Source organism: Umezawaea sp. Da 62-37 (assembly GCF_032460545.1).
GTDB lineage: Bacteria > Actinomycetota > Actinomycetes > Mycobacteriales > Pseudonocardiaceae > Umezawaea.
The window spans coordinates 3,588,431-3,613,089 of the sequence record NZ_CP135965.1 but is presented as its reverse complement, the minus strand read 5'-3'; the positions used below and the strand labels follow the sequence as shown (position 1 = coordinate 3,613,089).

At 70.1% G+C, this 24,659-nt stretch carries 22 protein-coding genes and 1 riboswitch; of the genes, 17 read left to right on the top strand and 5 right to left on the bottom strand.

The genetic code is table 11. The features are described 5' to 3' along the window. Window positions 1-68: 68 nt before the first annotated feature. The 5 genes from RM788_RS15855 to ileS all read left to right on the top strand — a co-directional run bounded on the left by RM788_RS15855 (window position 69) and on the right by ileS (window position 6,227). Entirely contained in the window at window positions 69-713 is a 645-nt protein-coding gene (locus RM788_RS15855; RefSeq protein ID WP_315932441.1) for a cell division protein SepF, read from the top strand. A gap of 19 nt (window positions 714-732) precedes the next feature. Then, window positions 733-1,017, top strand: coding sequence for a YggT family protein (locus tag RM788_RS15850; protein WP_106187880.1), 285 nt, complete (start codon window positions 733-735; stop codon window positions 1,015-1,017). Between the two features lie 46 nt (window positions 1,018-1,063). Beyond that, window positions 1,064-1,885 (top strand): DivIVA-like cell division protein Wag31, encoded by an 822-nt coding sequence (locus RM788_RS15845; protein ID WP_315932440.1) that lies wholly within the window; start codon window positions 1,064-1,066, stop codon window positions 1,883-1,885. A 39-nt stretch (window positions 1,886-1,924) separates the two neighbouring features. Beyond that, window positions 1,925-2,470: a hypothetical protein gene (locus RM788_RS15840; protein WP_315932439.1), complete on the top strand. Its 546-nt coding sequence runs from the start codon at window positions 1,925-1,927 to the stop codon at window positions 2,468-2,470. Window positions 2,471-3,116: 646 nt separating this feature from the next. Next, window positions 3,117-6,227 (top strand): isoleucine--tRNA ligase, encoded by a 3,111-nt coding sequence (gene ileS, locus RM788_RS15835; protein WP_315932438.1) that lies wholly within the window; start codon window positions 3,117-3,119, stop codon window positions 6,225-6,227. Between the two features lie 52 nt (window positions 6,228-6,279). On the opposite strand, the gene RM788_RS15830 is transcribed toward ileS, so the two are convergent. The 3 genes from RM788_RS15830 to RM788_RS15820 form a co-directional block, all read right to left on the bottom strand. Beyond that, window positions 6,280-6,804: a YbhB/YbcL family Raf kinase inhibitor-like protein gene (locus RM788_RS15830; RefSeq protein ID WP_315932437.1), complete on the bottom strand. Its 525-nt coding sequence runs from the start codon at window positions 6,802-6,804 to the stop codon at window positions 6,280-6,282. Window positions 6,805-6,911: 107 nt separating this feature from the next. Next, window positions 6,912-7,334, bottom strand: coding sequence for a MarR family winged helix-turn-helix transcriptional regulator (locus RM788_RS15825; RefSeq protein WP_315932436.1), 423 nt, complete (start codon window positions 7,332-7,334; stop codon window positions 6,912-6,914). Between the two features lie 58 nt (window positions 7,335-7,392). Continuing rightward, window positions 7,393-7,965 carry an RNA polymerase sigma factor gene (locus RM788_RS15820; protein WP_315932435.1) on the bottom strand — a complete coding sequence of 191 codons (573 nt, stop codon included), beginning with the start codon at window positions 7,963-7,965 and terminating at the stop codon, window positions 7,393-7,395. Between the two features lie 59 nt (window positions 7,966-8,024). On the opposite strand from RM788_RS15820, the gene RM788_RS15815 reads away from it, so the two are divergent. After that, complete coding sequence (locus tag RM788_RS15815) at window positions 8,025-8,585, top strand: TetR/AcrR family transcriptional regulator (RefSeq protein WP_315932434.1); 561 nt, start codon at window positions 8,025-8,027, stop codon at window positions 8,583-8,585. A gap of 293 nt (window positions 8,586-8,878) precedes the next feature. On the opposite strand, the gene RM788_RS15810 is transcribed toward RM788_RS15815, so the two are convergent. Then, the gene (locus RM788_RS15810) at window positions 8,879-9,835 is read right to left on the bottom strand and encodes a M28 family metallopeptidase (protein WP_315932433.1); all 957 of its coding nucleotides are present in this window, start codon (window positions 9,833-9,835) and stop codon (window positions 8,879-8,881) included. A gap of 257 nt (window positions 9,836-10,092) precedes the next feature. On the opposite strand from RM788_RS15810, the gene RM788_RS15805 reads away from it, so the two are divergent. From RM788_RS15805 to RM788_RS15790, 4 genes are all read left to right on the top strand, one after another. Further along, window positions 10,093-11,583, top strand: a complete 1,491-nt coding sequence (locus RM788_RS15805; RefSeq protein WP_399345002.1) for a potassium/proton antiporter — start codon at window positions 10,093-10,095, stop codon at window positions 11,581-11,583. A 48-nt stretch (window positions 11,584-11,631) separates the two neighbouring features. Further along, window positions 11,632-11,745: riboswitch (SAM riboswitch) on the top strand. Between the two features lie 36 nt (window positions 11,746-11,781). Continuing rightward, window positions 11,782-13,116 (top strand): aminotransferase class V-fold PLP-dependent enzyme, encoded by a 1,335-nt coding sequence (locus RM788_RS15800; RefSeq protein WP_315932431.1) that lies wholly within the window; start codon window positions 11,782-11,784, stop codon window positions 13,114-13,116. Between the two features lie 23 nt (window positions 13,117-13,139). Then, window positions 13,140-13,730, top strand: a complete 591-nt coding sequence (lspA, locus tag RM788_RS15795; protein ID WP_399343654.1) for a signal peptidase II — start codon at window positions 13,140-13,142, stop codon at window positions 13,728-13,730. Further along, window positions 13,727-14,656 carry an RluA family pseudouridine synthase gene (locus RM788_RS15790; RefSeq protein ID WP_315932430.1) on the top strand — a complete coding sequence of 310 codons (930 nt, stop codon included), beginning with the start codon at window positions 13,727-13,729 and terminating at the stop codon, window positions 14,654-14,656. Before lspA ends, RM788_RS15790 begins: the two co-directional genes overlap by 4 nt. A 70-nt stretch (window positions 14,657-14,726) precedes the next feature. Here the strand turns inward: RM788_RS15790 and RM788_RS15785 are convergent, their stop codons facing one another. Next, the gene (locus tag RM788_RS15785) at window positions 14,727-15,518 is read right to left on the bottom strand and encodes an AsnC family protein (RefSeq protein WP_315932429.1); all 792 of its coding nucleotides are present in this window, start codon (window positions 15,516-15,518) and stop codon (window positions 14,727-14,729) included. Window positions 15,519-15,723: 205 nt separating this feature from the next. Between RM788_RS15785 and dnaE the strand changes: the two genes are divergently transcribed. From dnaE to RM788_RS15750, 7 genes are all read left to right on the top strand, one after another. Continuing rightward, entirely contained in the window at window positions 15,724-19,254 is a 3,531-nt protein-coding gene (gene dnaE / locus RM788_RS15780) for a DNA polymerase III subunit alpha (protein WP_315932428.1), read from the top strand. A gap of 107 nt (window positions 19,255-19,361) precedes the next feature. After that, window positions 19,362-20,588 carry a cytochrome P450 family protein gene (locus RM788_RS15775; RefSeq protein ID WP_315932427.1) on the top strand — a complete coding sequence of 409 codons (1,227 nt, stop codon included), beginning with the start codon at window positions 19,362-19,364 and terminating at the stop codon, window positions 20,586-20,588. Beyond that, window positions 20,575-21,828, top strand: coding sequence for an adenosylmethionine--8-amino-7-oxononanoate transaminase (locus RM788_RS15770; RefSeq protein ID WP_315932426.1), 1,254 nt, complete (start codon window positions 20,575-20,577; stop codon window positions 21,826-21,828). Before RM788_RS15775 ends, RM788_RS15770 begins: the two co-directional genes overlap by 14 nt. A gap of 75 nt (window positions 21,829-21,903) precedes the next feature. Then, on the top strand, window positions 21,904-22,617 hold the full coding sequence (gene bioD, locus RM788_RS15765) for a dethiobiotin synthase (RefSeq protein WP_315932425.1): 714 nt from the start codon (window positions 21,904-21,906) through the stop codon (window positions 22,615-22,617). Window positions 22,618-22,697: 80 nt separating this feature from the next. Next, window positions 22,698-23,726 (top strand): biotin synthase BioB, encoded by a 1,029-nt coding sequence (gene bioB, locus RM788_RS15760; RefSeq protein ID WP_315932424.1) that lies wholly within the window; start codon window positions 22,698-22,700, stop codon window positions 23,724-23,726. Then, window positions 23,723-23,920 carry a biotin synthase auxiliary protein BsaP gene (locus RM788_RS15755; protein ID WP_315932423.1) on the top strand — a complete coding sequence of 66 codons (198 nt, stop codon included), beginning with the start codon at window positions 23,723-23,725 and terminating at the stop codon, window positions 23,918-23,920. Before bioB ends, RM788_RS15755 begins: the two co-directional genes overlap by 4 nt. Window positions 23,921-23,957: 37 nt before the next feature. Continuing rightward, on the top strand, window positions 23,958-24,557 hold the full coding sequence (locus RM788_RS15750) for a DUF2567 domain-containing protein (RefSeq protein WP_315932422.1): 600 nt from the start codon (window positions 23,958-23,960) through the stop codon (window positions 24,555-24,557). Window positions 24,558-24,659 lie beyond the last annotated feature (102 nt).

The window sequence follows — 24,659 nt, the reverse complement described above, 5'->3', positions numbered from 1 at the left end:
TGTATGGAACCTCAGGGGTGGCCGCACCGTCCTTGCTGGTGGGTGTCGCGGAGGAAGGGTCCCTGGCAATGAGCGGATTTCACAAGCTGAAGGCCTACTTCGGGATGGTGCCCGCCGAATACGCGGACGACCCTGGGGCGTACGAGGACGAGCGGGGCCGCTACCAGGCGGACTACCGGTCCGAGTACGGCGCGGAAGCCGAGGAGTACGACCCGTACCCTGAGCGCGGGGGTCGTCGTCGTGTGTTCAGCGGCACGAGGTCGGAGTACCGGTCGGAGCCCGAGGAGTCCGAGGACTTCGAGCCGGAGACCCGCTCGCGGACCACTCGTCGCAGCTGGAACACCGACGCCCCCGTCCACGGTGCACTGGCTGTCGAGCCGGTGCGCGAGCCGATCAGCAGGCCCCGGCCTGCGGTAGAGCAAGCGGGCCACCCCTTGGGGCGCATCATGACGCTGAACCTGCGCAGCTACAACGAGGCGCGGACCATCGGCGAGAACTACCGCGACGGCACCCCGGTGATCATGAACCTCACCGAGATGGACGACGCGGACGCGAAGAGGCTCGTGGACTTCGCGGCGGGCCTCGTCTTCGCGATGCGGGGCTCGATGGACAAGGTCACCAACAAGGTGTTCCTTCTCTCACCGCCGAACATCGACGTCACCGCGGAGGACCGCAGGCGTCTCGCCGAGGGTGGGTTCGGAAGTCTCACCTGAGTGGTGGCACAGTTGGGGGGTGGAAGCCCTCCTGTTCGTGCTGTACTACCTGCTGTTCTCGTTCTGGCTGCTGCTCACGGCGCGAGTCGTGGTCGAGCTCGTCCGGTCGTTCGCCAGGGAGTGGCGTCCGGCTGGAGGGGTCGCGGTAGCCCTGGAGACCGTGTACACAGTGACCGATCCACCGATCCGCTTGTTCCGCCGGGTCATACCGACGGTGCGGATCGGGGGCATCGGGCTGGACTTGTCCATTATTGTGCTGTTGCTGCTCGTTATCATTCTGATGCGAACGGCAGATCCCAGGTGACGGGGACCAGGGATGCCAACAGCCCAGGAGTGCGTGAGGTGATCTGATGCCGTTGACCCCCGCTGACGTGCACAATGTTGCATTCAGCAAGCCACCGATTGGCAAGCGGGGCTACAACGAGGACGAGGTGGACGCGTTCCTCGACCTGGTTGAGGGCGAGCTCGCCCGCCTGATCGAGGAGAACAACGAGCTCCGCCAGCAGGTCGAACAGCTCGACCAGCAGGTCGAGACTGCGCGAGCCGACCTCGACGACGCCCGAGCCAAGATCGCGGCCGGTCCCGTCGGCCCGACCCGTGTCGTGGAGGAGCCCCGACGCCTTGCGCCGGTACCGCCCCCCTCGATGGAGCAGACATCCCCTGGCGGTGGTGGTGACCACCACGTCCAGGCGGCGAAGGTCCTCGGTCTCGCCCAGGAGATGGCGGACCGGCTGACCGGAGAGGCGAAGGCCGAAGCCGACGGCATGCTGTCGGAGGCCCGGACCAAGTCCGAGCAGCTGCTGTCCGAGGCGCGGACCAAGGCGGACACCATGGTCAACGAGGCGCGCACGCGTGCCGAGACCATGCTGAACGACGCCCGAACGCGTTCGGAGACGCTGGAGCGCCAGGCCCGTGAGAAGGCCAGTGCGCTTGACCGGGACGCCCAGCGCAAGCACGCCGAGGTGATGGGCAACATCACGTCGGAGAAGAACGCGCTGGAGAAGCAGATCGACAAGCTGCAGACGTTCGAGCGCGAGTACCGCACGAGGCTCAAGACCATGCTGGAGTCCTCCCTGCGCGACCTCCAGGACCGCGGCCCCGCCGCACCGTCCGACGGTCGGGCCGGTGGCCAGCAGGGCTACTCGTTCGGAGCGCGCGCCGAGGCGGGCTGATCCACGTTCGACGTGCCGCGCTGAACTAAGGTGCGGGACGTGCTCTACATCGTTCTACTGCTGGTGCTGGCAGCCCTCGGGTTGCTCGTCCCCGCGCTCACCACGTCCCAGCACGTCTGGGCGTGGCTGTCCGTGGGAGCGAGTGGAGCGGCCGCGTTCGTCCTCGTGCTCGACTGGTGGCTCCGCCGCCGCTCGACCGACGACCAACCGGCCGCTCCGACGGCTGTCCGCACCACGGCAGTCGGCGCGACCACTCCCGATCTTGATCACCAGGCTAGCCCCGATGATCAAGACAAGCAGGACCAGGGGGGTACCGACACCCCCATTTCGCCCGATCAGGGCATCGAGCCGCCCGAAGAGGACACCGACGCGGCCGACCTCCTCATCGTCACCGACCTCACCACCGAGGTCCACGTGCTCGACGAACGCCCCAGGTACCACCTCACCACCTGCACCTGGCTGGCTTCCCGCACCACCCTCGCGCTACCCATCGACGAAGCCCGCCAACTCGGCTTCACCCCCTGCGCCACCTGCCACCCCGACAACACCCTCGCCGAGGCCCACCGCACCTCCGCGCGGCCGTAACTCCCTCGTAGGCCCACCGCCCTTCCGCGTGTTCGTAGATGAACACGAACCCGAGGCCGGATGGGTTCACCGAATCCACGAACAAGCCGGCCCGCGACCACCCCGGCCCGCGAAGCACGACGAACCGAGCGCGCCCGCACCTTGTGCGGCCGGCTTGACTTGGGGTTTTCGGCCCTGCACTTTCGGCGGCGGGCAGGAGCTCCACCACCTGCCCTTCTAGACCGCCGAGGGTCGAAAAAGGGACCCCAGGTCAAGCCGGCCGCACCCGGAGAACGGCGGGCACCGATGGCCTGTTTCGAGGGACAACCACACCCCGTCCGGTGTTGAGGGACGAGTCCACCCTCACCCGGTTTCAACGCACGGCAGCCACCTCCACCCGGTGTTGAGCGACAAGCCCACCCCCACCCACCCGGAACAAAACGCTTGTCCCCAGGCGTTACGCTTCACCCAAGGCGACGATCCGGCCATCACCGGGGAGCCTCCGGAAGAACAGGCCGTTCACGGCCCCAGTAGAACCGGACGGGTGCGGCCCGTCACAGCCGTTTTCGAGTGGCCGTCGCGCGAGCGCCGGCAAGCGGGGTGGTACCGCGGTGCGCCTGTCCGGCGCGTCGTCCCCGTGAGCCGGACGACCGCGAGGAGTTGCACGATGGCCTACCCCAAGGCGGGCGAGGGTTCAGTCCCGTCCCAGCCGTCCTTCCCGAAGGTCGAGGAGCAGGTCCTCGACTACTGGAAGGCCGACGGCACGTTCCAGGCGAGCGTCGACCTGCGCCCGGCGGGTGACAACGGCGCGAACGAGTTCGTCTTCTACGACGGCCCGCCCTTCGCGAACGGCCTCCCGCACTACGGGCACCTGCTGACCGGTTACGCCAAGGACGTCGTCCCGCGCTACCGGACGATGCGCGGCAAGCACGTCGAGCGCCGGTTCGGCTGGGACACGCACGGCATGCCCGCCGAGATCGAGACCGAGAAGCAGCTCGGGATCACGCACAAGAGCGAGATCGAGGCGATGGGCGTCGCCGAGTTCAACGACGCCTGCCGCACGTCCGTGCTCCAGTACACCGACCAGTGGCGCGACTACGTGACCCGCCAGGCCCGGTGGGTCGACTTCGACAACGACTACAAGACCCTCGACCTGGACTACATGGAAAGCGTCATGTGGGCCTTCAAGTCCCTGTACGACAAGGGCTTGATCTACGAGGGCTTCCGGGTGCTCTGGTACTGCTGGCGGTGCGAGACGACGCTGTCCAACACCGAGACCAAGATGGACGACGTCTACCGCGACCGGCAGGACCCGGCCGTGACCGTGGGCCTGCGCCTGGAGACCGGCGAGCTGGCGCTGATCTGGACGACGACCCCGTGGACGCTGCCGAGCAACCTGGCCGCCGCGGTGCACCCGGACGTGGACTACGTGACCGTCGAGGCCAACGGCGAGCGCTACCTGCTCGCCGAGGCCCGCGTGGCCGCGTACGCCCGCGAGCTGGGGGAGGAGCCGCCGGTCGTCGCGCGGGTCAAGGGTTCCGACCTGGTCGGCCGCAAGTACACGCCGCCGTTCGACTTCTTCGCGGGCCGCGAGAACGCCCACCAGGTGCTGGCCGCGGACTACGTCACCACCGAGGACGGCACGGGCATCGTGCACATCGCCCCCGCGTTCGGTGAGGAGGACAAGGTCGTCACCGATGCCGCGGGCATCGAGGTCGTCGTCCCGGTGAACTCGCGCGGCGAGTTCACCGACGAGGTCCCGCCCTACCAGGGCGTGCACGTCTTCGAGGCGAACAAGACGATCATCCGCGACCTCAAGGCCGCGGGTCTGCTGCTGCGCCACGAGACCTACGACCACCCGTACCCGCACTGCTGGCGCTGCGACAGTCCGCTGATCCAGCGCGCGGTCTCGGCGTGGTTCGTCGCGGTCTCGCAGTTCAAGGACCGCATGGTCGAGGTCAACCAGCAGATCAACTGGGTGCCCGAGCACATCAAGGACGGCCAGTTCGGCAAGTGGCTGGCGAACGCGCGCGACTGGAACATCTCGCGCAACCGCTTCTGGGGTTCCCCGCTGCCCGTGTGGGTGTCGGACGACCCGGAGTACCCGCGCGTCGACGTGTACGGCTCGCTCGACGAGCTGGAGCGCGACTTCGGCACGCGCCCGACCGACCTGCACCGCCCGCACATCGACCTGCTGACCCGCCCGAACCCGGACGACCCGACCGGCAGGTCGACCATGCACCGGGTGCCCGAGGTGCTGGACTGCTGGTTCGAGTCCGGCTCGATGTCGTTCGCCCAGGTCCACTACCCATTCGAGAACGCCCAGTGGTTCGACGACCACTTCCCCGGCGACTTCATCGTCGAGTACAACGGCCAGACGCGCGGCTGGTTCTACACGATGCACGTGCTGGCCACGGCGCTGTTCGACCGGCCCGCGTTCACCAACGTGCTGGCGCACGGCATCGTGCTGGGCGACGACGGCCAGAAGATGTCCAAGTCGCGCAAGAACTACCCGGACGTCAACGAGGTGTTCGACCGCGACGGCTCGGACGCCATGCGCTGGTTCCTGATGTCCTCGCCGATCCTGCGCGGCGGCGACCTGGTGGTGACCGAACGCGGCATCCGCGACGCGGTGCGCCAGGCCGTGCTGCCGCTGTGGAACTCGTGGTACTTCCTGGCCCTGTACGCGAACGCGGCCGGGCGCGAGGGGGTGTCGAGGACCGACTCCGGGAACGTGCTGGACCGCTACGTGCTGGCGAAGACGCACGACCTGGTCCGCGACGTGCAGGCGGCCATGGACCTGTACGACATCTCGGGCGCGTGCGCGCAGATCCGCGAGTACCTGGAGGTCCTGACCAACTGGTACGTGCGGCGCTCGCGCGACCGCTTCTGGGCCGGTGACGCCGACGCGATCGACACCCTGCACACCGTGCTGGAGGTCGTGACCCGGTTGGCCGCGCCGCTGCTGCCGTTGACGACCGAGGTCGTGTGGCGGGGCCTGACCGGTGGCCGGTCGGTGCACCTCGCCGACTACCCGGACGCCGCCTCGCTGCCCGCGGACGCGGCGCTGGTGACGGCGATGGACCGGGTGCGGCAGATCGCGTCCACGGCGTCGTCGCTGCGCAAGGCCAACAAGCTGCGGGTGCGGCTGCCGCTGGCGAAGCTGGTCATCGCGGCCGACGAGGTGGCGTCGCTGGAGCCGTTCGCGGGGATCCTCAAGGACGAGGTCAACGTGAAGGCGGTGGAGCTGACCACCGACGTGGACGCGCACGGCCACTTCCAGCTCGCGGTCAACGCCCGCGCGGCCGGTCCCCGGATCGGGCGCGAGGTGCAGACCGTGATCAAGGCCGTGAAGGCGGGGGACTGGACGACCACCGAGTCCGGCGCGATCGTCGTGGCGGGGATCGAGCTGTTCCCCAACGAGTACGAGCAGCGCCTGGTCGCCACCGACCCCGCGGCCACGGCCGCGTTGCCGGGTGGCGGTGGTCTGGTCGTGCTGGACACCGTCGTCAGCCCGGAGTTGGCGGCCGAAGGTGTGGCGCGCGACCTGGTGCGGGTGGTGCAGCAGGCCCGCAAGGACGCCGGGCTGGACGTGTCCGATCGGATCGTGCTGACCGTGCAGGTGCCCGAGGAGACCGTGGACGCCGTGCGGACGCACGAGGCGTTCATCGCCGGGGAAACGCTGGCGGAGTCCGTGGTCCACGGTGACGTGGAGGACGGGTCCGACGGCGTGGTCGGCGATGGCGTGAAGGTGCGGGTGCTGGTCACCAGGGCCTGAGTTCGCACGGAAGGGGCCTCTCCCGGTTTCGGCCGGGGGAGGCCCCTTTCCACTACTCGCCCGCGATCGGGACGAGGGTCGCCCGCGCGAGGGTGTGCGCCGCGAGGGTGACCGCGAGCATGGCCGGCGTCGTCGTGGCGGGGAGGCCCAGGGTCTCCACGTCGACGGCGTGCACGACGAAGAACAGCCGGTGCGCGCCGGTTCCGGGTGGGGGCGCGGCACCGGCGTACCGGGGCAGGCCCGCGTCGTTCGGCAGGTGGAAACCGCCCTCGGGCAGGTCGCCGTCGCCCGCGCCGCCGGGCAGCGAGGTCACCTCCGCCGGGATGTCCACCAGCGCCCAGTGCCAGAAGCCGCTGGGGGTCGGCGCGTCCGGGTCGTAGAGGGTGACCGCGAAACCACGCGTGCCGGGCGGGAAGTCGGACCAGGAGAGCTGCGGGGACGTGTCGCTGCCCCCGGCGCCGAAGATCCCGCTGAGCTGGGTGGTGGGGACCTGGACGCCGTCGGCCACGTCGGTGCTGGTGAGGGTGAAACCGGGGACCGGTGGCACGCGGTCGTAGGGGTTCGAGGTGTTGGGCACGGGGATTCCTCTCGGGCGGTCGGCTGTGCCCACAAAGTACAGTCTTGCTGTACAGCATTGCTGTATAAATCGGCCGAGTGTGATGGCCGTCATGGTCGAGCGGGTGGTTACGGCTGGAGTTTGCGCAGGATCTCGGGGATCCGCCCGACGATCTCCCGTTCCTCGTCGTCGAGGTCCTCGGCCAGCGTGCGGGCGATGTTCGAGGCGCGCAGGTGCCGCACGTCCGCGATCCGCTTCGCTCCGGCCTCGGTGATGGTGACGACGACCTGTCGGCGGTCGGTCTCGGCCGCCTGGACGTCGACGAGTTCCTGGTCCTTCAGCAGGCCGACCGTGCGCGCCATCGACTGGTGCTTCACCTGTTCGAGCCGGGCCAGCTCCGCGATCGACAGCGGCCCGGTCCGTTCGAGGTACCCGAGCGCGGCGGCCTGGCCCTGCGGGAGCGAGTGGTGCACGAGGACGCGGCGCACGAAGTCGCCGACGGCGGCTCGCAGCTCCTCGGCGGTGGACAGCAGGTCGGGGTCGTCGGTCACGGGGCAATCATTCCCCAGGGGGCGGGATCGTCCTGTCCGGCGCGGCCCCGACTGCCGGTCACCCCTGTTCCAGCTCCGTCCGCAGGTTCTTCAGGCACCGCCCGCGGGTGGGGCCGATGCTGCCCCTGGGCATGGTCATCGCGGCGGCGACGGCCTCGTACTGCGCGCGGCCCTCCAGCACGGTCAGGCGCAGCAGTTCCTGGCAGCGTCGGGGAAGGCGTCCGAAGGCCGCCCACAGGGTGCGGTCGCGTTCGTCGCGCAGGGCTTCCGGTTCCGGCAGGCCGAAGTCCGAGGGCATGTCCTCGGTGGTGTCGGCCGAGACGCGCTTCGACTCGGGCCAGGTCCGACGGGCTTCGCGGCGGGCGGTGACGATCAGCCAGCCGACGAGGGCGCGGGGTTCGCGCATCCGGTGGAGGTGGCGCAGGAAGCCGAGCCAGACGTTCTGGGCGACGTCCTCGGCCGCCTGCCTGTCCAGCCCGTTGCCCCTGGCCACGTGCCAGATCAGCGGTGTCAGGTCGGCCACCAGCGCCGCCAGTGCCCTGCGGTCCCCGTTGCGGGCGGCCAGGAGGCAGGCCGCGTGCCGGTCCGTCCCGGTCAGGTCTTCCCACGGGGTGTCGGGGTTCTCGATCAACGTCCACCACCATCCGAACGGCGCCGTGCGGAGCCGACCATACGGTAGCGTATGGAGTCGTGGCCGAGCGCAGACGACGGACTCGGGACGACTGGACCCGTGCGGCGCTCGACGCGCTCGCCGAAGGCGGAGTGGCCGCGGTCGCGGTGGAACCGCTGGCAGCGCGGGTCGGCGCGTCCAAGGGCAGTGCGTATTGGCATTTTCCCAATCGTGATGCGTTGCTGCTGGCGACGGTCGAGCGGTGGGAACGCGAACACCTCCAGGAGATGGCCGAACTCGTCCGCGGCGAGAGCGACCCGGCGGAGAGGCTGCGGCTGATCTTCGGACGGGTGCTGGAGGAGTGCGGCGGGGGGTGCGCGGTCGAGTCGGCGCTGCTGGCGGCGGCGGATGACCCGGTCGTGGCACCGGTCCTGAAGCGGGTGGCGGACGGGCGGCTGCGGTTCCTGGAAGGGGTGTTCGGGGCGTTGGGGTTCAGCCCCGAGGTGAGCTGCCGGAGGGCGGTGCTGGCGTACGCCGTGTACCTGGGGCAGGCGCAGTTGAGGGCGGTCGCGCCGCATGTGGTGTTCGAGTGCGGGGCGTTGTTGGAGGACACGTTGGGGGCGTTGAGGAGGCGGGGTTGAGTTTGGATCCGGGTGTTGCCGGCCGCCGTGGTTGACGCCGGGTATGGCGTTGGCCGTGCTCGACACCGGGTATCGGATCAGAGGACTCCGGGTGCGGCCGACTTGACTTGGGGCCCCTTTTTCGGCTCTCGGCGGTCTGAAAGGGCAGGTGGTGAAGCTCCTGCCCGCCGTCGAAAGTGCAGGGCCGAAAACCCCAGGTCAAGTCGGCCGCACAAGCGGACGAACTGCTGCTCATCTCCAGCGTGGTCGGGCGGTTTGTCCAGCGCCGTTGTGGTCGGCGGTGAGCCGGACTGCTAGACGCCCAGTGCCCAGACGGTGTAGGCGATGGCGTCGGCCTGGCGGTCCAGTGAGGTCGCGTTGATGTTGGCGGTGGTGTCGCACGAGCGGTGGTAGCAGCGGTCGAAGGCGACGCCGGAGGTGCCGCCCCACTTGGTGGCCTGTGCCGCCGTCTTGATGACTTCGGCGCCGCTGAAGGTGCCGCCGGTGGCGATGCCCGCCCGTGCGAAGGCGGCGTGGTCGCTGCGGCCGCCGACCTCGGTCAGTTCGGTCTGGACGCCGATCGAGGTGAAGTAGCCGGTGAGCGTTTGCTGCACGGCGACCGAGCCGGTGGGCTGGCTGGCGCCCGCGTAGACGAAGTAGCCGGGGTTCGGGGAGCCGGTCATGTCGAAGTTCAGGTAGGTCTTGATCTTCGACTTCTCGGTGGTGGACAGGGAGTTCACGTAGAACGTGGAACCGACCAGGCCGAGTTCCTCGGCGCCCCACCAGCCGAAGCGCAGGTGCTTGGTGAACGCGGTGCCGCTGGCCTTGGCGGCCAGGGCGACCTCGAGGATCGAGGACGAGCCGGAGCCGTTGTCGTTGATGCCGGGGCCCGCGGGGACGCTGTCGAGGTGGCCGCCGGTCATCAGGATGTTGTTGGCGTCGCCGCCGGGCATGTCGGCGATCAGGTTGTAGCCGGTGGCGCCGCTGCTGGTGAAGGTCTGGATGCGGGTGACGAAGCCCGCGGCGTCGAGCTTGCCCTTGATCCAGTCGACGGACGCCTTGTGGCCGGGCTTCCCGTGGGCGCGGTTGCCGCCGTTGGCGGTGGCGATGCTCTGCAGCTTGGCGAGGTCCGCCTGGACCGCGGCGACCGAGATGTTCGGCGCCGCCAGGGCGGCGGGGGCGGGTGCCGCGGTGGCGGACCCGGTGGCGATCAGGGTGCTGGTGATCATCAGGGCCGGGATCGACCGGCCGAGGAATGTTCGCAGCTTCACTGTTTCAACTCCATGCAGGGGGAGTGGGTGGAACGGGTCGCCGCCGGACAGGGTGTGGCGGACGGCCCGCTGATCAACCTGCCTTGTCTCAGATGGGTACCGCTAGGTTCGTTCGGCTGGTTCGTCCCGCGCGGCTGGTTCGTCCGTGACGCTGCGCACTGAACCCCGATCGGTTCACCTGTCTGATTAGTCCAATTCGGTGGCGGCAGGGACAATGGAATCACCGTCGAGCGCCATCCAGGAGGTCGCAGTTGGGAATCACGGCCATCCTCGGCCTCGGCGCGGCGGTGCTGCTCGTCTCGGTCATCGCCGTTCGGGTGTCGACCAAGGTCGGACTGCCCTCGCTGCTGCTCTACCTCGGCATCGGAGTCGTGCTCGGCGAGAGCGTGCTGGGCATCCAGTTCGACGACGCCGACCTGACCCGCTCGCTCGGCACGGTCGCCCTGGTGCTGATCCTCGCCGAAGGTGGCCTCACCACGCGCTGGACCGCGGTGAAACCCGCGCTGGGCCTGGGGATCGCACTGTCCACGGTGGGGGTGTTCGTCAGCGTCGGGGTCACCGGGGCGGCGTTGCACTACCTGCTGGGCCTGGACTGGCGGATGGCGCTGCTGTGGGGCGCGGTGCTGTCGTCCACGGACGCGGCCGCGGTGTTCAGCGTGCTGCGGGCGGTGGGGGTGAGCAAACGGCTCACCGGGGCGCTGGAGCTGGAGTCCGGCATCAACGACGCGCCGGTGTACATCGCCGTCCTGCTGCTCGCGTCACCCGACCCGATCACCTGGACCGCCCCGCTGCTGCTGGTCTACGAACTGCTGGTGGGCGGCCTGATCGGGATCGCGCTCGGCTGGCTCGGCGCCGCCGCGCTGCGCAGGGCCGCGCTGCCCGCGACCGGTCTGTACCCGTTGGCGACGGTGGCGGTCTGCGTGTTCGCCTACACGGCGGGCGACCTCGCGCACGCCTCCGGGTTCCTCGCCGTCTACACGGCCGCGCTGGTGCTCGGGAACTCGCGGCTGCCCCACCGCTCGGACACGCTGTCGTTCGCCGAAGGCCTCGGCTGGCTGGCCCAGATCGGCCTGTTCGTGCTGCTCGGCCTGTTCGCCTCGCCCTCCAGCGTGCTGAACGCGCTGGTCCCCGCCCTGGTCGCGGGCGCCGTGCTGGTGCTGCTGGCCAGACCGCTGTCGGTGGCGCTGTCGGCGATCCCGTTCAAGGTGCCGTGGCGGGAACAGGTGTTCGTCGCCTGGTCCGGGCTGCGCGGCGCGGTGCCCATCGTGTTCGCGCTGATCCCGGTCATCCAGGGGGTGCCCGGCGCGCAGGACCTGGTCGACGCGGTGTTCGTGCTGGTCGTGGTGCTGACGCTGTTGCAGGGCAGCACGCTGCCCGCGTTGGCGAAGCTGCTCGGCCTGGTGCAGACGGGCGAGGCGCACGAGGTGCAGGTGGACTCGGCGCCGCTGGACGAGCTGGGCGCCGAACTGCTTCAGGTGCGCATCCAGCAGGGCTCGAAGCTGCACGGCGTGTACCTGTCGGAGCTGCGGCTGCCGCCGGGGGCGACGGTGAGCCTCGTCGTGCGGTCGAACAAGGGGTTCACGCCGCAGCCGACGACCCGGCTCCAGGTGGACGACCAGCTGCTCGTGGTGTCGACCGAGGAGGCCCGCGACGCGGCCGAGAAGCGCCTGCGGTCGATCGACAAGGCGGGCCGCTACGCCCGGTGGAAGGGCGAGGACGGCGGGAAACCCGCGTTTCCCAGCATCTGAGCGGGGCTCGACGGTGGTCGGCGGCGTCCGCTAACGTCGTGGACGAAAGGTCATGAGCGCCAGCGCGAAGCCCGTGCTAGCTGGCCGGCAACCCTCCTCCGCGGTGGGGTGCCCACGGTGAGGACCTGGCCCGGCGCCACCGCGTTCGGGCAAGCGCGGGCCCCGTGTGCGGGTCCCTCGGACCCGAAGGGCCCTGCCATGACGATCGCCATCCCCCGCGGCACCACCCCCGCCGTTCCCGGTGTCGTCGGCGCCTCGCTGCGCGTGCCGCTGGTGACCGGGGAACGGGTGGAGTACGCCAACCTCGACCACGCCGCCAGCGCGCCCTGCCTGGAGCAGGTCCGCGACGCCGTGGATGAGCTGCTGCCCTGGTACGCCAGCGTGCACCGCGGCGCCGGGTTCGCCTCCCAGGTGTCCACGCGGGTGTACGAGCAGGCCCGCGACTCCGTGCGGCGGTTCGTGAACGCCCGCGCGAACGAGGCCGTCGTCTTCACCCGCAACACCACGGACGCCTTGAACCTGCTGGCCCGCAGCGTGCCCCGGCACACGGCCGTCCTGCTGTTCGACGCCGAGCACCACGCGGCGCTGCTGCCCTGGCGCGGCCCGAACGTGCGCCGGATCCCCACGCCGTCCACGGCCGCCGCCGCGGTGGCCGTGCTCGACCGCGAGCTGGCCGCCAGCCCGGTGGGTCCTCGGCTGGTCGTGGTGACCGGCGCGTCGAACGTGACCGGCGAGCTGTGGCCCGTGGCCGAGTTGGCGCAGGTGGCGCGCAGGCACGGGGCGCGGATCGCGCTGGACGCGGCGCAGCTCGCCCCGCACCGGCCGGTGGACGTGCGGGCGGTGGACGTGGACTACGCGGTGTTCTCCGGGCACAAGATCTACGCGCCCTTCGGCGCGGGCGTCCTCGTCGGCCGGTCGGACTGGTTGCAGGCCGCCGAGCCGTACCTCGTCGGCGGCGGGGCCACGAAGAAGGTCAGCGACCACGGCGACCGGCTGGGCGTGGCGTGGTCGGCGGTGCCCGAGCGGCACGAGGCGGGTTCGCCCAACGTCGTCGGCGTGCACGCGCTCGCGGTGGCCTGCGACGTGCTGGGACGGCACTGGGAGCAGACCGCCGAGCACGAGCGGGTGCTGCTGGAGCGCCTGCGCGAGGGCCTCGCGACGATCCCCGGCCTGCGCGAGCTGAGCCTGTTCGGCGCCGACCACGAGCGGGTCGGCGTGGTCAGCTTCACCGTCGGCGGCCACGACGCCGGCTACCTCGCGGCCGCGCTGTCGGCGGAGTACGGGATCGGCGTGCGCGACGGGGCGTTCTGCGCGCACATCGCGGTGACCCGGCTGCTCGGCGAGGTCGGCGCGCACGAGGAGCGCGCGCTGCGGGCGAGCCTCGGCCTGGGCAGCACGGTCGACCACGTCGACCGGCTGGTCGCGGCGCTGCGCACGCTGGTGTCCGAGGGGCCGAAGTGGAGCTACGTCCAGCAGGACGGCCGCTGGGTGCCGGAAAACGACGAGCGGCCGCTCCCGCCGTTCCTGTCCTGAGCAGGTACTGGGACAATGGTGGGGTGAGCACCGAGCACGACACCGAGCCCCCCGTGCCGGAGGCGTCAGAGCCCTCCGCGCCGGAGGTCCCGGCGACGCCCCCGCCCAGGCGGGTGGCACTGCTGGCCGTGGTGGCCGTGCTGGTGCTCGCGGCCGACGTGTTCAGCAAGATCGTCGCCGTCGCCGAGCTGGAGGGGCGCGAGCCCGTCGAGCTGCTCGGCGGCGCGCTGTACCTCCCGCTGATCCGCAACCCCGGCGCCGCCTTCGGCCTGGCCGAGGGCGCGACCGCCGTGCTCGCGCTGATCGCCCTCGGAGTGGTCGTCTTCATCATCTGGATCGCGCGCAAGCTGCGGTCGGTGGGGTGGGCCATCGGGCTGGGACTCGTGCTGGGCGGCGCGATGGGCAACCTGGGCGACCGGATCTTCCGGGCGCCGGGGCCGTTGCGCGGGCACGTCGTGGACTTCCTCTCGCTGTTCGACCCCTACGGCCGGGTCTGGCCCGTGTTCAACCTCGCTGACTCCGCCATCTGCGTCGGCGGCGCGCTCATCGTGCTGATGGCGTTGTTGCAGCGCGACTACGACGGCACCCGTGCCGTGAAGAAGGAAAAGAAATGAGCGGGTATCGCACCCTGCCCGTGCCGGATGGCCTCGACGGGATGCGCGTCGACGCCGGGCTGGCGAAGCTGCTGGGTCTCTCGCGGACCGCGGTGGCCGCGCTGACCGAGTCCGGTGACGTGGTGCTCGACGGCCAGCCCGCCGGGAAGTCCGACCGGCTCGTGGCGGGGATGACCCTGGAGGTCACCCTGCCCGAGCCGCCGCAGCCCGTGCAGATCCAGGCCGTGCACGTCGAGGGCCTCGTCGTGCTGCACCAGGACGACGACATCATCGTGGTGGACAAGCCGGTCGGCGTCGCCGCGCACCCCAGCCCCGGCTGGACCGGGCCCACCGTGGTCGGCGGGCTCGCGGGCGCCGGGATCCGGGTCGCCACGTCCGGCGCGGCCGAGCGGCAGGGCGTCGTGCACCGGCTCGACGTCGGCACCACCGGCGTGATGGTGGTGGCCAAGAGCGAGCACGCCTACTCGGCGTTGAAGCACGCGTTCAAGGAACGGACCGTCGACAAGCTCTACCACGCGCTGGTGCAGGGGCACCCGGACCCGATCAAGGGCACCATCGACGCCCCCATCGACCGGCACCCGAAGCACGACTACAAGTTCGCCGTGATGGCGAACGGGCGGCCCAGCATCACGCACTACGAGGTCGTCGAGGCGTTCCGGGCGGCCTCGCTGCTGGACGTGCACCTGGAGACCGGGCGCACCCACCAGATCCGCGTGCACTTCTCGGCGCTGCACCACCCGTGCGTCGGCGACCTGACCTACGGGGCGGACCCGACGCTGGCCAAGCGCCTGAACATCACCCGGCAGTGGCTGCACGCCCGCACCCTGGGCTTCCACCACCCCGCCGACAACCAGTGGGTCTCCTTCACCAGCGAATACCCCGCCGACCTCGCCAACGCCCTCGAACAACTCCGCACCGAAGACTGAACCGCGAGTCGAACCCCCAGACACCCCGTGTCGAACCTCCAGGCACCCCGAGTTCGTCACTCGGACACCGTCAGTCGTCGATCGTCCAGACCAGGGTGTTCAGGTCGATCTCCGGCCGGGCGCTCCAGCGCACGGCGGTGATCGACGTGTCCTCGGGCAGCACGTAGACGGTGTGCCCGCCCGCGGTCTCGCCCGGCTGCACGCCGATCTTGTGCGGCGGCCGGGACGACAGTGAAACGGGGGCCTTCGCCACCGGTTCGCCGGTGCGCGCCATGAGCACGAGGTACATGTCCGGCAGCGAGTTGAACGGGATCGGGCCCGTGTTCGTCAGCTCCGTGTGCACGACCACCGCCCGCTCGCCCTCCGCGAGCTTGTAGCCGGCCGCGGTGAACAGGAAGTCGGCCGGGTCGACCACCTCGACCAGCTGGATCGAGAACGTCGCGCCCTCGATGCCCTCGGTCTCCAACGAGGTCCCGATCTTGCCCGTGCGCTGGCCCGTGGCGCCCTTGCTGCCGCCGAACATCGGCTGCTGGTCGCCCCGCGCCCAGTTCGACGTCTGCGGCGGACCCCAGGTCTGCTGCGGCGGGGCGGCGGCCTGCGCCGGGAACGGGACGCTCGGCGGCGCCTGCTGGTACTGCGGCGGGTACTGGCGCTGGGCGCTGGGCGGCGGTCCGGCGTAGCTGCCCCACGCCACGCTGTTCGCCAGCGCCTTCCGGATGCCGTTGGGGTCGCACTCCACCCCGACCAGCAACGGCAGCCCGCTGCCCGACAACGTGATCAGCCTCGCAGCCGCCTCACGCGGGTCCATGCCCAGTCGTGCGGCGACCTCGTGCACGGCGGCACGGCCCATCTCCGCGATCATGGCGAGGAGGCGGGCGTCAACTGGATCAGGCGATACCACGTCTCGAACGCTACCTGGCCTGGGCGATCACCGGGGCGGCGCCACCCCGCCGGATCCGGGGAAGCGGGGCGGCGGGGCGGGTGGGAGAGCGGGGCCCGGCGAGATAGGGTCGAAGACCTCCGGGCGCGTGTTGGACCCCCCGGTCTTCGACCCTCAAGGAGGCACGGTGTCGGACTCGTTTGTGCACCTCCACGTGCACACCGAGTACTCGATGCTCGACGGTGCGGCGAAGCTCAAGGACATGTTCGCCGAGTGCGAGCGCCTTGGCATGCCCGCGGCGGCGATCACCGACCACGGGAACATGTACGGCGCGTACGACTTCTACCGGCAGGCCACGGCGGCGGGCGTCAAGCCGGTCATCGGCATCGAGGCGTACGTCGCACCGGAGTCGCGGTTCAACAAGAAGCGCGTGCTGTGGGGTGAGCGCGGGCAGAAGTCCGACGACGTGTCGGGTAGCGGCGCGTACACGCACCAGACGATCTGGGCGCGCAACAACGACGGCCTGCACAACCTGATGAAGGTGTCGAGCAAGGCGTCGACCGAGGGCCAGCTGGGCAAGTGGCCGCGGATGGACTCCGAGCTGCTGGCCGAGCACGCCAACGGGCTGATGGCCACGACCGGGTGCCCGTCGGGCGAGGTGCAGACGCGGTTGAGGCTGGGGCACGACCAGCTCGCGCTGGAGGCGGCCGCCAAGTGGCGGGACATCTACGGCGCCGACAACTTCTTCGTCGAGCTGATGGACCACGGCATCGAGATCGAGAGCCGGGTCCGCGACGGCCTGCTGGTGATCGCGGACAAGCTGAAGATCCCGTTCGTGGTGACGAACGACTCGCACTACACGTACAAGGAGGACAAGGAGGCGCACGAGGCCCTCCTGTGCGTGCAGACCGGCAAGACGCTCCAGGACCCGTCGCGGTTCAAGTTCGACGGGACCGGCTACTACCTGAAGTCGCCCGACGAGATGCGGGCGGTCGACTCGTCGGACGCGTGGCAGGAGGGCTGCCGCAACACGCTGCTCATCGCCGAGAAGGTCGACACGGCGGGCATGTTCGCGTTCCAGAACCTGATGCCGCGGTTCCCGGTGCCCGAGGGCAAGACCGAGAACGACTTCTTCCGCGAAGAGGTCTGGGCGGGCATGAAGCGCCGCTTCCCCGGCGGTGTCGACGACGAGCACACCAGGCAGGTCGAGTTCGAGATCGGCGTCATCCTCCAGATGGGCTTCCCGGCCTACTTCCTGGTGGTCGCCGACTTCATCAACTGGGCGAAGGAGAACGGGATCCGGGTCGGTCCCGGCCGTGGTTCCGCGGCGGGCGCGCTGATCGCGTACGCGATGGGCATCACCGACCTCGACCCGCTGGCGCACGGCCTGATCTTCGAGCGGTTCCTGAACCCCGACCGCGTCAGCCCGCCCGACATCGACATCGACTTCGACGAGCGCCGTCGCGGCGACGTCATCCGGTACGTGACGGAGAAGTGGGGCTCCGACAAGGTCGCCCAGGTCATCACGTTCGGCACGATCAAGGCGAAGGCCGCGATCAAGGACTCCGCGCGCGTGCTCTACGGCCAGCCCGGCTACGCCGTCGCGGACCGGATCTCCAAGGCCATGCCGCCCGCCGTGATGGGCAAGGACATCCCGCTGTCCGGCGTGTTCGACCCGCAGCACAAGCGGTACACCGAGGCCTCCGAGGTCCGCGCGCTCTACGACACGGACCCGCAGGTCAAGGAGATCATCGACACCGGTCGCGGCCTGGAGGGCCTGATCCGCAACGCGGGCGTCCACGCCTGCGCGGTGATCATGTCCGCGGAGCCGCTGATCGACCACGTGCCGGTGTGGATGCGCCCGCAGGACGGCTCGATCATCACGCAGTTCGACTACCCGACCTGCGAGACGCTCGGCCTGCTGAAGATGGACTTCCTCGGTCTGTCCAACCTGACCACGATCGACGACACGATGCGCAACATCGAGTTGAACGGCAAGCCGCCGGTCGACCTGGACTCGTTGGAGCTGACCGACAAGAAGACCTACGCGCTGCTGTCCAAGGGCGAGACGCTGGGCGTGTTCCAGCTGGACGGCGGGCCCATGCGCGACCTGCTGCGGCTGATGCGACCCGACAACTTCGAGGACATCTCGGCGGTCGGCGCGCTCTACCGGCCGGGTCCGATGGGCGCGAACTCGCACACGAACTACGCGCTGCGCAAGAACAAGCAGCAGGACATCACGCCGATCCACCCGGCGCTGGCCGACGCGCTGGAGGAGATCCTCGGCAAGACCTACGGCCTGATCGTGTACCAGGAGCAGGTCATGGCGATCGCCCAGCAGCTCGCCGGGTACACGCTGGGCCAGGCCGACCTGCTGCGCCGCGCGATGGGCAAGAAGAAGAAGGAGATCCTCGACAAGGAGTACGAGGGTTTCGCGGCGGGCATGAAGAACAACGGCTTCCCGCCGGACGCGATCAAGACGCTGTGGGACATCCTCGTCCCGTTCGCCGACTACGCGTTCAACAAGGCGCACTCCGCCGCGTACGGGCTGATCTCCTACTGGACGGCGTTCCTCAAGGCGAACTACCCGGCCGAGTTCATGGCCGCGCTGCTCACCACGAACTCCGACAACAAGGACAAGTCCGCGATCTACCTCGCGGAATGCCGCCGGATGGGCATCACCGTGCTGCCCCCCGACGTCAACGAGTCCGAGCGCGAGTTCGCCGCCATCGGGCAGGACATCCGCTTCGGCCTGGGCGCGATCCGCAACGTCGGCGCGAACGTGGTCGACTCGATCATCAAGTCCCGCAAGGAGAAGGGGAAGTTCGCCGACTTCTCCGACTACCTGCGCAAGGTGGACGCGACGGCCTGCAACAAGAAGGTCGTGGAGTCGCTGGTGAAGGCGGGCGCGTACGACTCGCTCGGCCACCCGCGCAAGGGCCTGCACATGATCCACGTCGAGGCCGTCGACGCGATCATGGACACGAAGAAGGCCGAGGCCATCGGCCAGTTCGACCTGTTCGGCGCCGGTGACAGCACCGGTGAGTCGACGGGCGCCTTCGACGTGAAGATCCCGGACGAGCACTGGGAGTCCAAGCACCAGTTGGCGCTGGAGCGGGAAATGCTCGGCCTGTACGTCTCCGGGCACCCGCTCAAGGGCGTCGAGCACGTGCTGGAGTCCTATTCGGACACCTCCATCGCGCGCATCCTGGAAGGCGACGTGCCGGACGGCACGCAGGTCACGCTGGGCGGCATCCTCGCGTCGGTGACCAGGCGGGTGAACAAGAACGGCGAGCCGTGGGCCTCCGCGCAGCTGGAGGACCTGGCCGGTGGCATCGAGGTGCTGTTCTTCCCCAAGAGCTACGTCGTGCACGGGATGTCGGTGATCGAGGACGCGATCGTGCTGTGCAAGGCCCGCGTGGCCAAGCGCGACGACCGCATCTCGCTGATCGCCAACGACCTGGTGGTGCCGGACCTGAGCGAGATCGGCAACCAGGCCATGCGGCTCAAGGTGTTCGCGGCCAAGTGCAACAAGACGCTGGTGACCTCGTTGAAGGAGGTGCTGGTCGGGCACCCCGGCACGACCGAGGTGCACCTCAACCTCGTCAACGGCAGCCGCAGCACCATCCTGAAGCTCGACGACGCCCTGCGGGTCACGCCGACCCCGTCCCTCATGGGTGATCTGAAAGCACTGCTCGGCCCCGGCTGTTTGGGCTAACCGTCCGTTTTGGCTGCTCCATTCGAGTGACATGACCATGAAGGTGTGATTCTTCGGGCCCCTCCAGCGTTCAGTTAACACAGTTAACTCAACACTGGAGGGGTGTCATGCAGACGACCGAGGCAGGGTTGGAGCGACTCGCGTCGGAGTACCTGCAAGAGCCGCACGCGGTGCACGAACGGCTGCGCGAGGTGGGGCCGGTGTCGGAACTGGTGTTGCCGCGGGGACTCAAGGTGTGGGTGGTGACGCGGTACGACGAAGCGCGGATCGCGTTGTCCGACAACAGGTTCAGCAAGGATTTCAGCAACAGCGGCGACATCTTCGCCAGGCACCTCCAGCCGGACGCCGCGCACCGCGAGTTCGAGCAGTCGTTCGCGAGCCACATGCTCAACACCGACCCGCCCGCGCACAACAGGCTGCGCAAACTGGTCAACAAGGCGTTCACCGCGCGGCGGATGGAGGCGTTGCGGCCGCGCGTCCAGGAGATCACCGACCAGCTCCTGGACGAGATGGAGGGCAAGTCCGAGGTGGACCTGCTCGACGCGCTCGCGTTCCCGCTGCCCATCACGGTGATCTGCGAGCTGCTCGACGTGCCGCTGGACCAGCGCGACGAGTTCCGGACCTGGTCGGGCACGCTGCTCACCGACTCGGCGCCGGAGGAGGCCGACGCGGCGGCCGCGGCCATGTACGCCTTCCTCGCGGCGCTGGTCGAGAGCAAGCGCGCCAACCCCGGTGACGACATCTTCTCGGCCCTGGTCCACGCCAACGACGACGACGACCGGCTGGACGAGACCGAACTGATCTCGATGGCCTTCTTGCTCCTGGTGGCGGGCCACGAGACCACCGTCAACCTGATCGGCAACGGCGTCCTCGCCCTGCTGCGCAACCCCGACCAGTTGGCCGCGCTGCGCGCCGATCGGTCGCTGCTGCCCGGCGCGGTGGAGGAGTTCCTGCGCCTGGACGGCCCGATCAACCTGGCGACCTTCCGGTACTCCCTGGAGGAGGTCGAGCTGGGCGGCGTGACGATCCCGGCGGGCGAGATCGTCCTGGTGTCGCTGCTGGGCGCGAACCGCGACCCGGAGAAGTTCCCGGAGCCGGACCGGATGGACATCACCCGGCCCACCGGCGGGCACGTCGCGTTCGGCCACGGCGTCCACTTCTGCCTGGGAGCCCCGCTGGCGCGGCTCGAGGGCGCGATCGCCGTCGGTTCGCTGCTCGACCGGTTCGACATCGAGCTGGCGGGCGAGCCGGAAACCCTCCGCTGGCGGGAAAGCACGCTGCTGCACGGCCTGGAGAAGTTCCCGGTTAGCCTTTCGGACCGTGGACCACGATGAGCTGCTGAAACTGGACCGGGCGCACGTCTGGCACCCGTACGGGCCCATGCCGGGCACCCGCGCGCCGCTCGTCGTGGAGTCCGCGCGGGGTGTCCGGCTCCGGCTGGACGACGGCCGCGAGCTGGTCGACGGCATGTCGTCCTGGTGGGCGGCCATCCACGGCTACCGGCACCCCGTCCTGGACGACGCGGTGCGCGGGCAGCTGGACCGGATGAGCCACGTGATGTTCGGCGGCCTCACCCACGAGCCCGCCGTGCGCCTGGCGGCGAAGCTGGTGGACATCACCCCGGAGCCGCTCCAGCACGTGTTCCTCGCCGACTCCGGCTCGGTGTCGGTCGAGGTCGCCGTGAAGATGTGCCTGCAGTACTGGCGTTCGCAGGGCAGGCCGGAGAAGCGGCGGCTGCTCACCTGGCGCGGCGGCTACCACGGGGACACGTTCCAGCCGATGTCCGTGTGCGACCCGGATGGCGGGATGCACTCGCTGTGGCAGGGCGTCCTGCCCGAGCAGGTGTTCGCCGACGCGCCGCCCGCCGGGATGGACACCGCGTACGTGCAGCACCTCGCGGACCTGATCGAGCAGCACGCCGACGAACTGGCCGCGGTCATCGTCGAACCGGTCGTGCAGGGCGCGGGCGGCATGCGCTTCCACGACCCGCGCTACCTGCACGTGCTGCGCGAACTCACGCTGGCGCACGACGTCCTGCTGGTGTTCGACGAGATCGCGACCGGGTTCGGCCGCACCGGCGAGCTGTTCGCCGCCGACCACGCCAACGTCAGCCCGGACGTGATGTGCGTCGGCAAGGCGATGACCGGCGGGTACCTGACGATGGCCGCGGCGCTGTGCACCGAGCGGGTCGCGGACGGCATCAGCAGGGGGGACGTGCCGATCCTGGCCCACGGGCCGACGTTCATGGGCAACCCGCTGGCCGCCGCCGTGGCTTCCGCGTCGATCGACCTGCTGCTGTCCCAGGACTGGAAGGGCGAGGTGCGGCGGATCGAGGCGGGGCTGACGGCCGGGCTCGCGGACGCGCCCGGCGACGTGCGGGTGCTCGGCGCCATCGGGGTCGTGCAGCTCGACCACGAGGTCGACATGGCCGCCGCCACGGCCGCCGCCGTGGAGCACGGCGTCTGGCTGCGGCCGTTCCGCGACCTCGTCTACACGATGCCGCCGTTCGTCTGCACGGACGACGACGTCGCCGCCATCAGCGCCGCGGTCGTGGCAGCCGCTACCGCCGGGTAACGATCCGGTTCTGTCCCGAAAAGGTGACACCGGTCGACCTGTCTCACGCTCCGTGTCGCCGTAGGGTGTTTTTCCGTGAGCGTCCTCGTGATCACCGGTACGGGTACCGAGGTCGGCAAGACGGCCGTGACGGCCGCGCTGGCCGCGGTCGCGATCGCCGACGGCAGACGGGTCGCGGTGCTCAAACCCGCGCAGACCGGCCTGCTGCCCGGCGAGCACGGCGACCTCGACGAGGTGGTCCGCCTCGCGGGCCCCGTCACCACCCGTGAACTGGCCCGCTACCCCGACCCGTTGGCCCCCGCCACGGCCGCGCGCCGCTGCGGCGCCGCGACGGTGTCCCCGGCGGACATCGCCGCGGCCGTGACCGAGCTGAGCGCGACGCACGACCTCGTGCTGGTCGAGGGCGCGGGCGGGCTGCTGGTGCGGTTCGACGAGAAGGGCACCACCATCGCCGACGCGGCGTGGGCGCTCAACGCCCCCGTGCTGGTCGTCGCGGAGGCGGGGCTCGGCACGCTCAACGCCACCGCGCTGACCGCCGAGGCGTTGCTGCGTCGCGGCCTGGAGTCCCTCGGCGTGATCGTCGGCCGCTGGCCCGGCGCGCCCGACCTCGCGGCCAGGACCAACCTCACCGACCTCCCCGAGGCGGCGGGCGGGCCGCTGCTCGGCGTGCTGCCCAACGGGGTGACCCGGCTGCCGCCCGCCGATTTCGCGGACGTGGCCAGAGGGGCGCTCTCACCGTGGTTCGGGGGCACCTTCGACCCGGACTCGTTCGCCTCGCACTACGTTTGACGAGTGACGTTCGTCGCGCCGATCCGGCCCGTCCGGTGCGGCACACTTGCCCGAGCCACCCGTCTGCCGAAGGAGAAGTCGTGACCGCAGCACCCGAGCAGGTCGACCGCAGCACCGATGTCGTGGACGTGGCCCGCGAGCAGGTCCTCGAACGCGGTGTGGGACTGACCGAGGCCCAGGTGCTGGAAGTCCTCGAACTCCCCGACGACCGCATCGAGGACCTGCTGGCGCTCGCGCACGACGTGCGGATGCGCTGGTGCGGCCCCGAGGTCGAGGTCGAGGGCATCGTGTCCCTCAAGACCGGCGGCTGCCCCGAGGACTGCCACTTCTGCTCGCAGTCCGGCCAGTTCCCCTCGCCGGTCCGCTCCGCGTGGCTCGACATCCCCGGCCTCGTCAAGGCGGCCCGCCAGACCGCCGACACCGGCGCGACCGAGTTCTGCATCGTCGCGGCGGTGCGCGGCCCGGACAAGCGGCTGCTCTCCCAGGTCCGCGAGGGCATCAAGGCCATCCGCGACGACGGCAACGACATCCAGATCGCCTGCTCGCTCGGCATGTTGACCCAGGAGCAGGTCGACGAGTTGGTGGCGATGGGCGTGCACCGCTACAACCACAACCTCGAGACGGCGAAGTCGCACTTCCCGAACGTGGTCACCACGCACTCGTGGGAAGAGCGCTGGGACACCCTGCGGATGATCCGCGACGCGGGCATGGAGGTCTGCTGCGGCGGCATCATCGGCATGGGCGAGTCGCTCGCCCAGCGCGCCGAGTTCGCCGTCCAACTGGCGTCGCTGGAGCCCGACGAGGTCCCGCTGAACTTCCTCATCCCCAACCCCGGCACGCCGTACGAGAACTACCCGGTCGTGGAGGGCCCCGACGCCCTGCGCGCCGTGGCCGCGTTCCGACTTGCCCTGCCCCGCACGATCCTGCGCTTCGCAGGCGGCCGCGAGCTGACCTTCGGCGACCTCGGCGCCAAGCAGGGCATGCTCGGCGGCATCAACGCGATCATCGTCGGCAACTACCTGACCAACCTGGGCCGCCCGGCCGTGCAGGACCTGGAGATGCTGGACGAGCTGAGCATGCCCATCAAGGCGCTCAGCCAGACGCTGTGACCGTCGAGGTGGCCTACTGCTCGTACTGCGGGAAGTCCGCGGAGGGCGACCACGAGGCCTGCGCGCGCAGGCTCACCGTGATCGACCCCCCGCGGTACTGCGCCGAGTGCGCGCGGCGCATGGTCGTCCAGGTGACCCCCGCCGGGTGGTCGGCGAAGTGCAGCCGTCACGGCGAGATCACCTCGGCGAGGTAATCTCGCGGCCGGAGTCCAGGCAACGAGGAGGTCGCGGGTGGCGGAACAACCGGTGGAGGACAGGGCCGTCGAAGCCCACGTCCCGCCCGTCCTGCCCCAGTGGGTGTACGACTACCGGCCACCACGGCCCAAGGTCGTCGTCAAACGCGACCTCCTCCCCGCCGTATGCCTTCTCGGCGCACTGTCCGCACTGGCCATCCCCATGGGCTGGCTCTGGTCCCTGTTGGCCCCAGGCCAGAACAAGGTCGTCCAGGACGGCGCCGAACTCATCCCGGTCGGCGGCGAGAGCTACCACCGCCTAGACGACCTCATGATCTTCGTGGTCATGGGCCTGGCCGCAGGCCTGCTCACCGGCATCGCCACCTGGATGCTCCGCGAACGCCGCGGCCCGGTCATCATGCTCGCCGCCGTCGCAGGCTCCGCGCTAGCCGCCTACCTCGGCCAGAAGACCGGCATCGGCATGGCCGCAGGCCACTACGCCACCACCGGCACCCTCAACATCGGCGACATGGTCATGACCGCCCCCGTGCTCGAAACAGCATGGGGCGCAGTCGCCTGGCCCCTCGCCACCGCCCTCGCCTACGGCTGCCTAGCAGCCTGGAACGGCCTCGACGACCTGGGCCGCCGCCTAGGCTGAGCGCAGAGCCACGGCCACCGCCTGGTCGGCCAGCCGATGCAGTGTCCGAAGCGAAGCCAGGATGCCGTTCAGCGAGCCCGGCTGCCAAACCCAAAGCCAGGC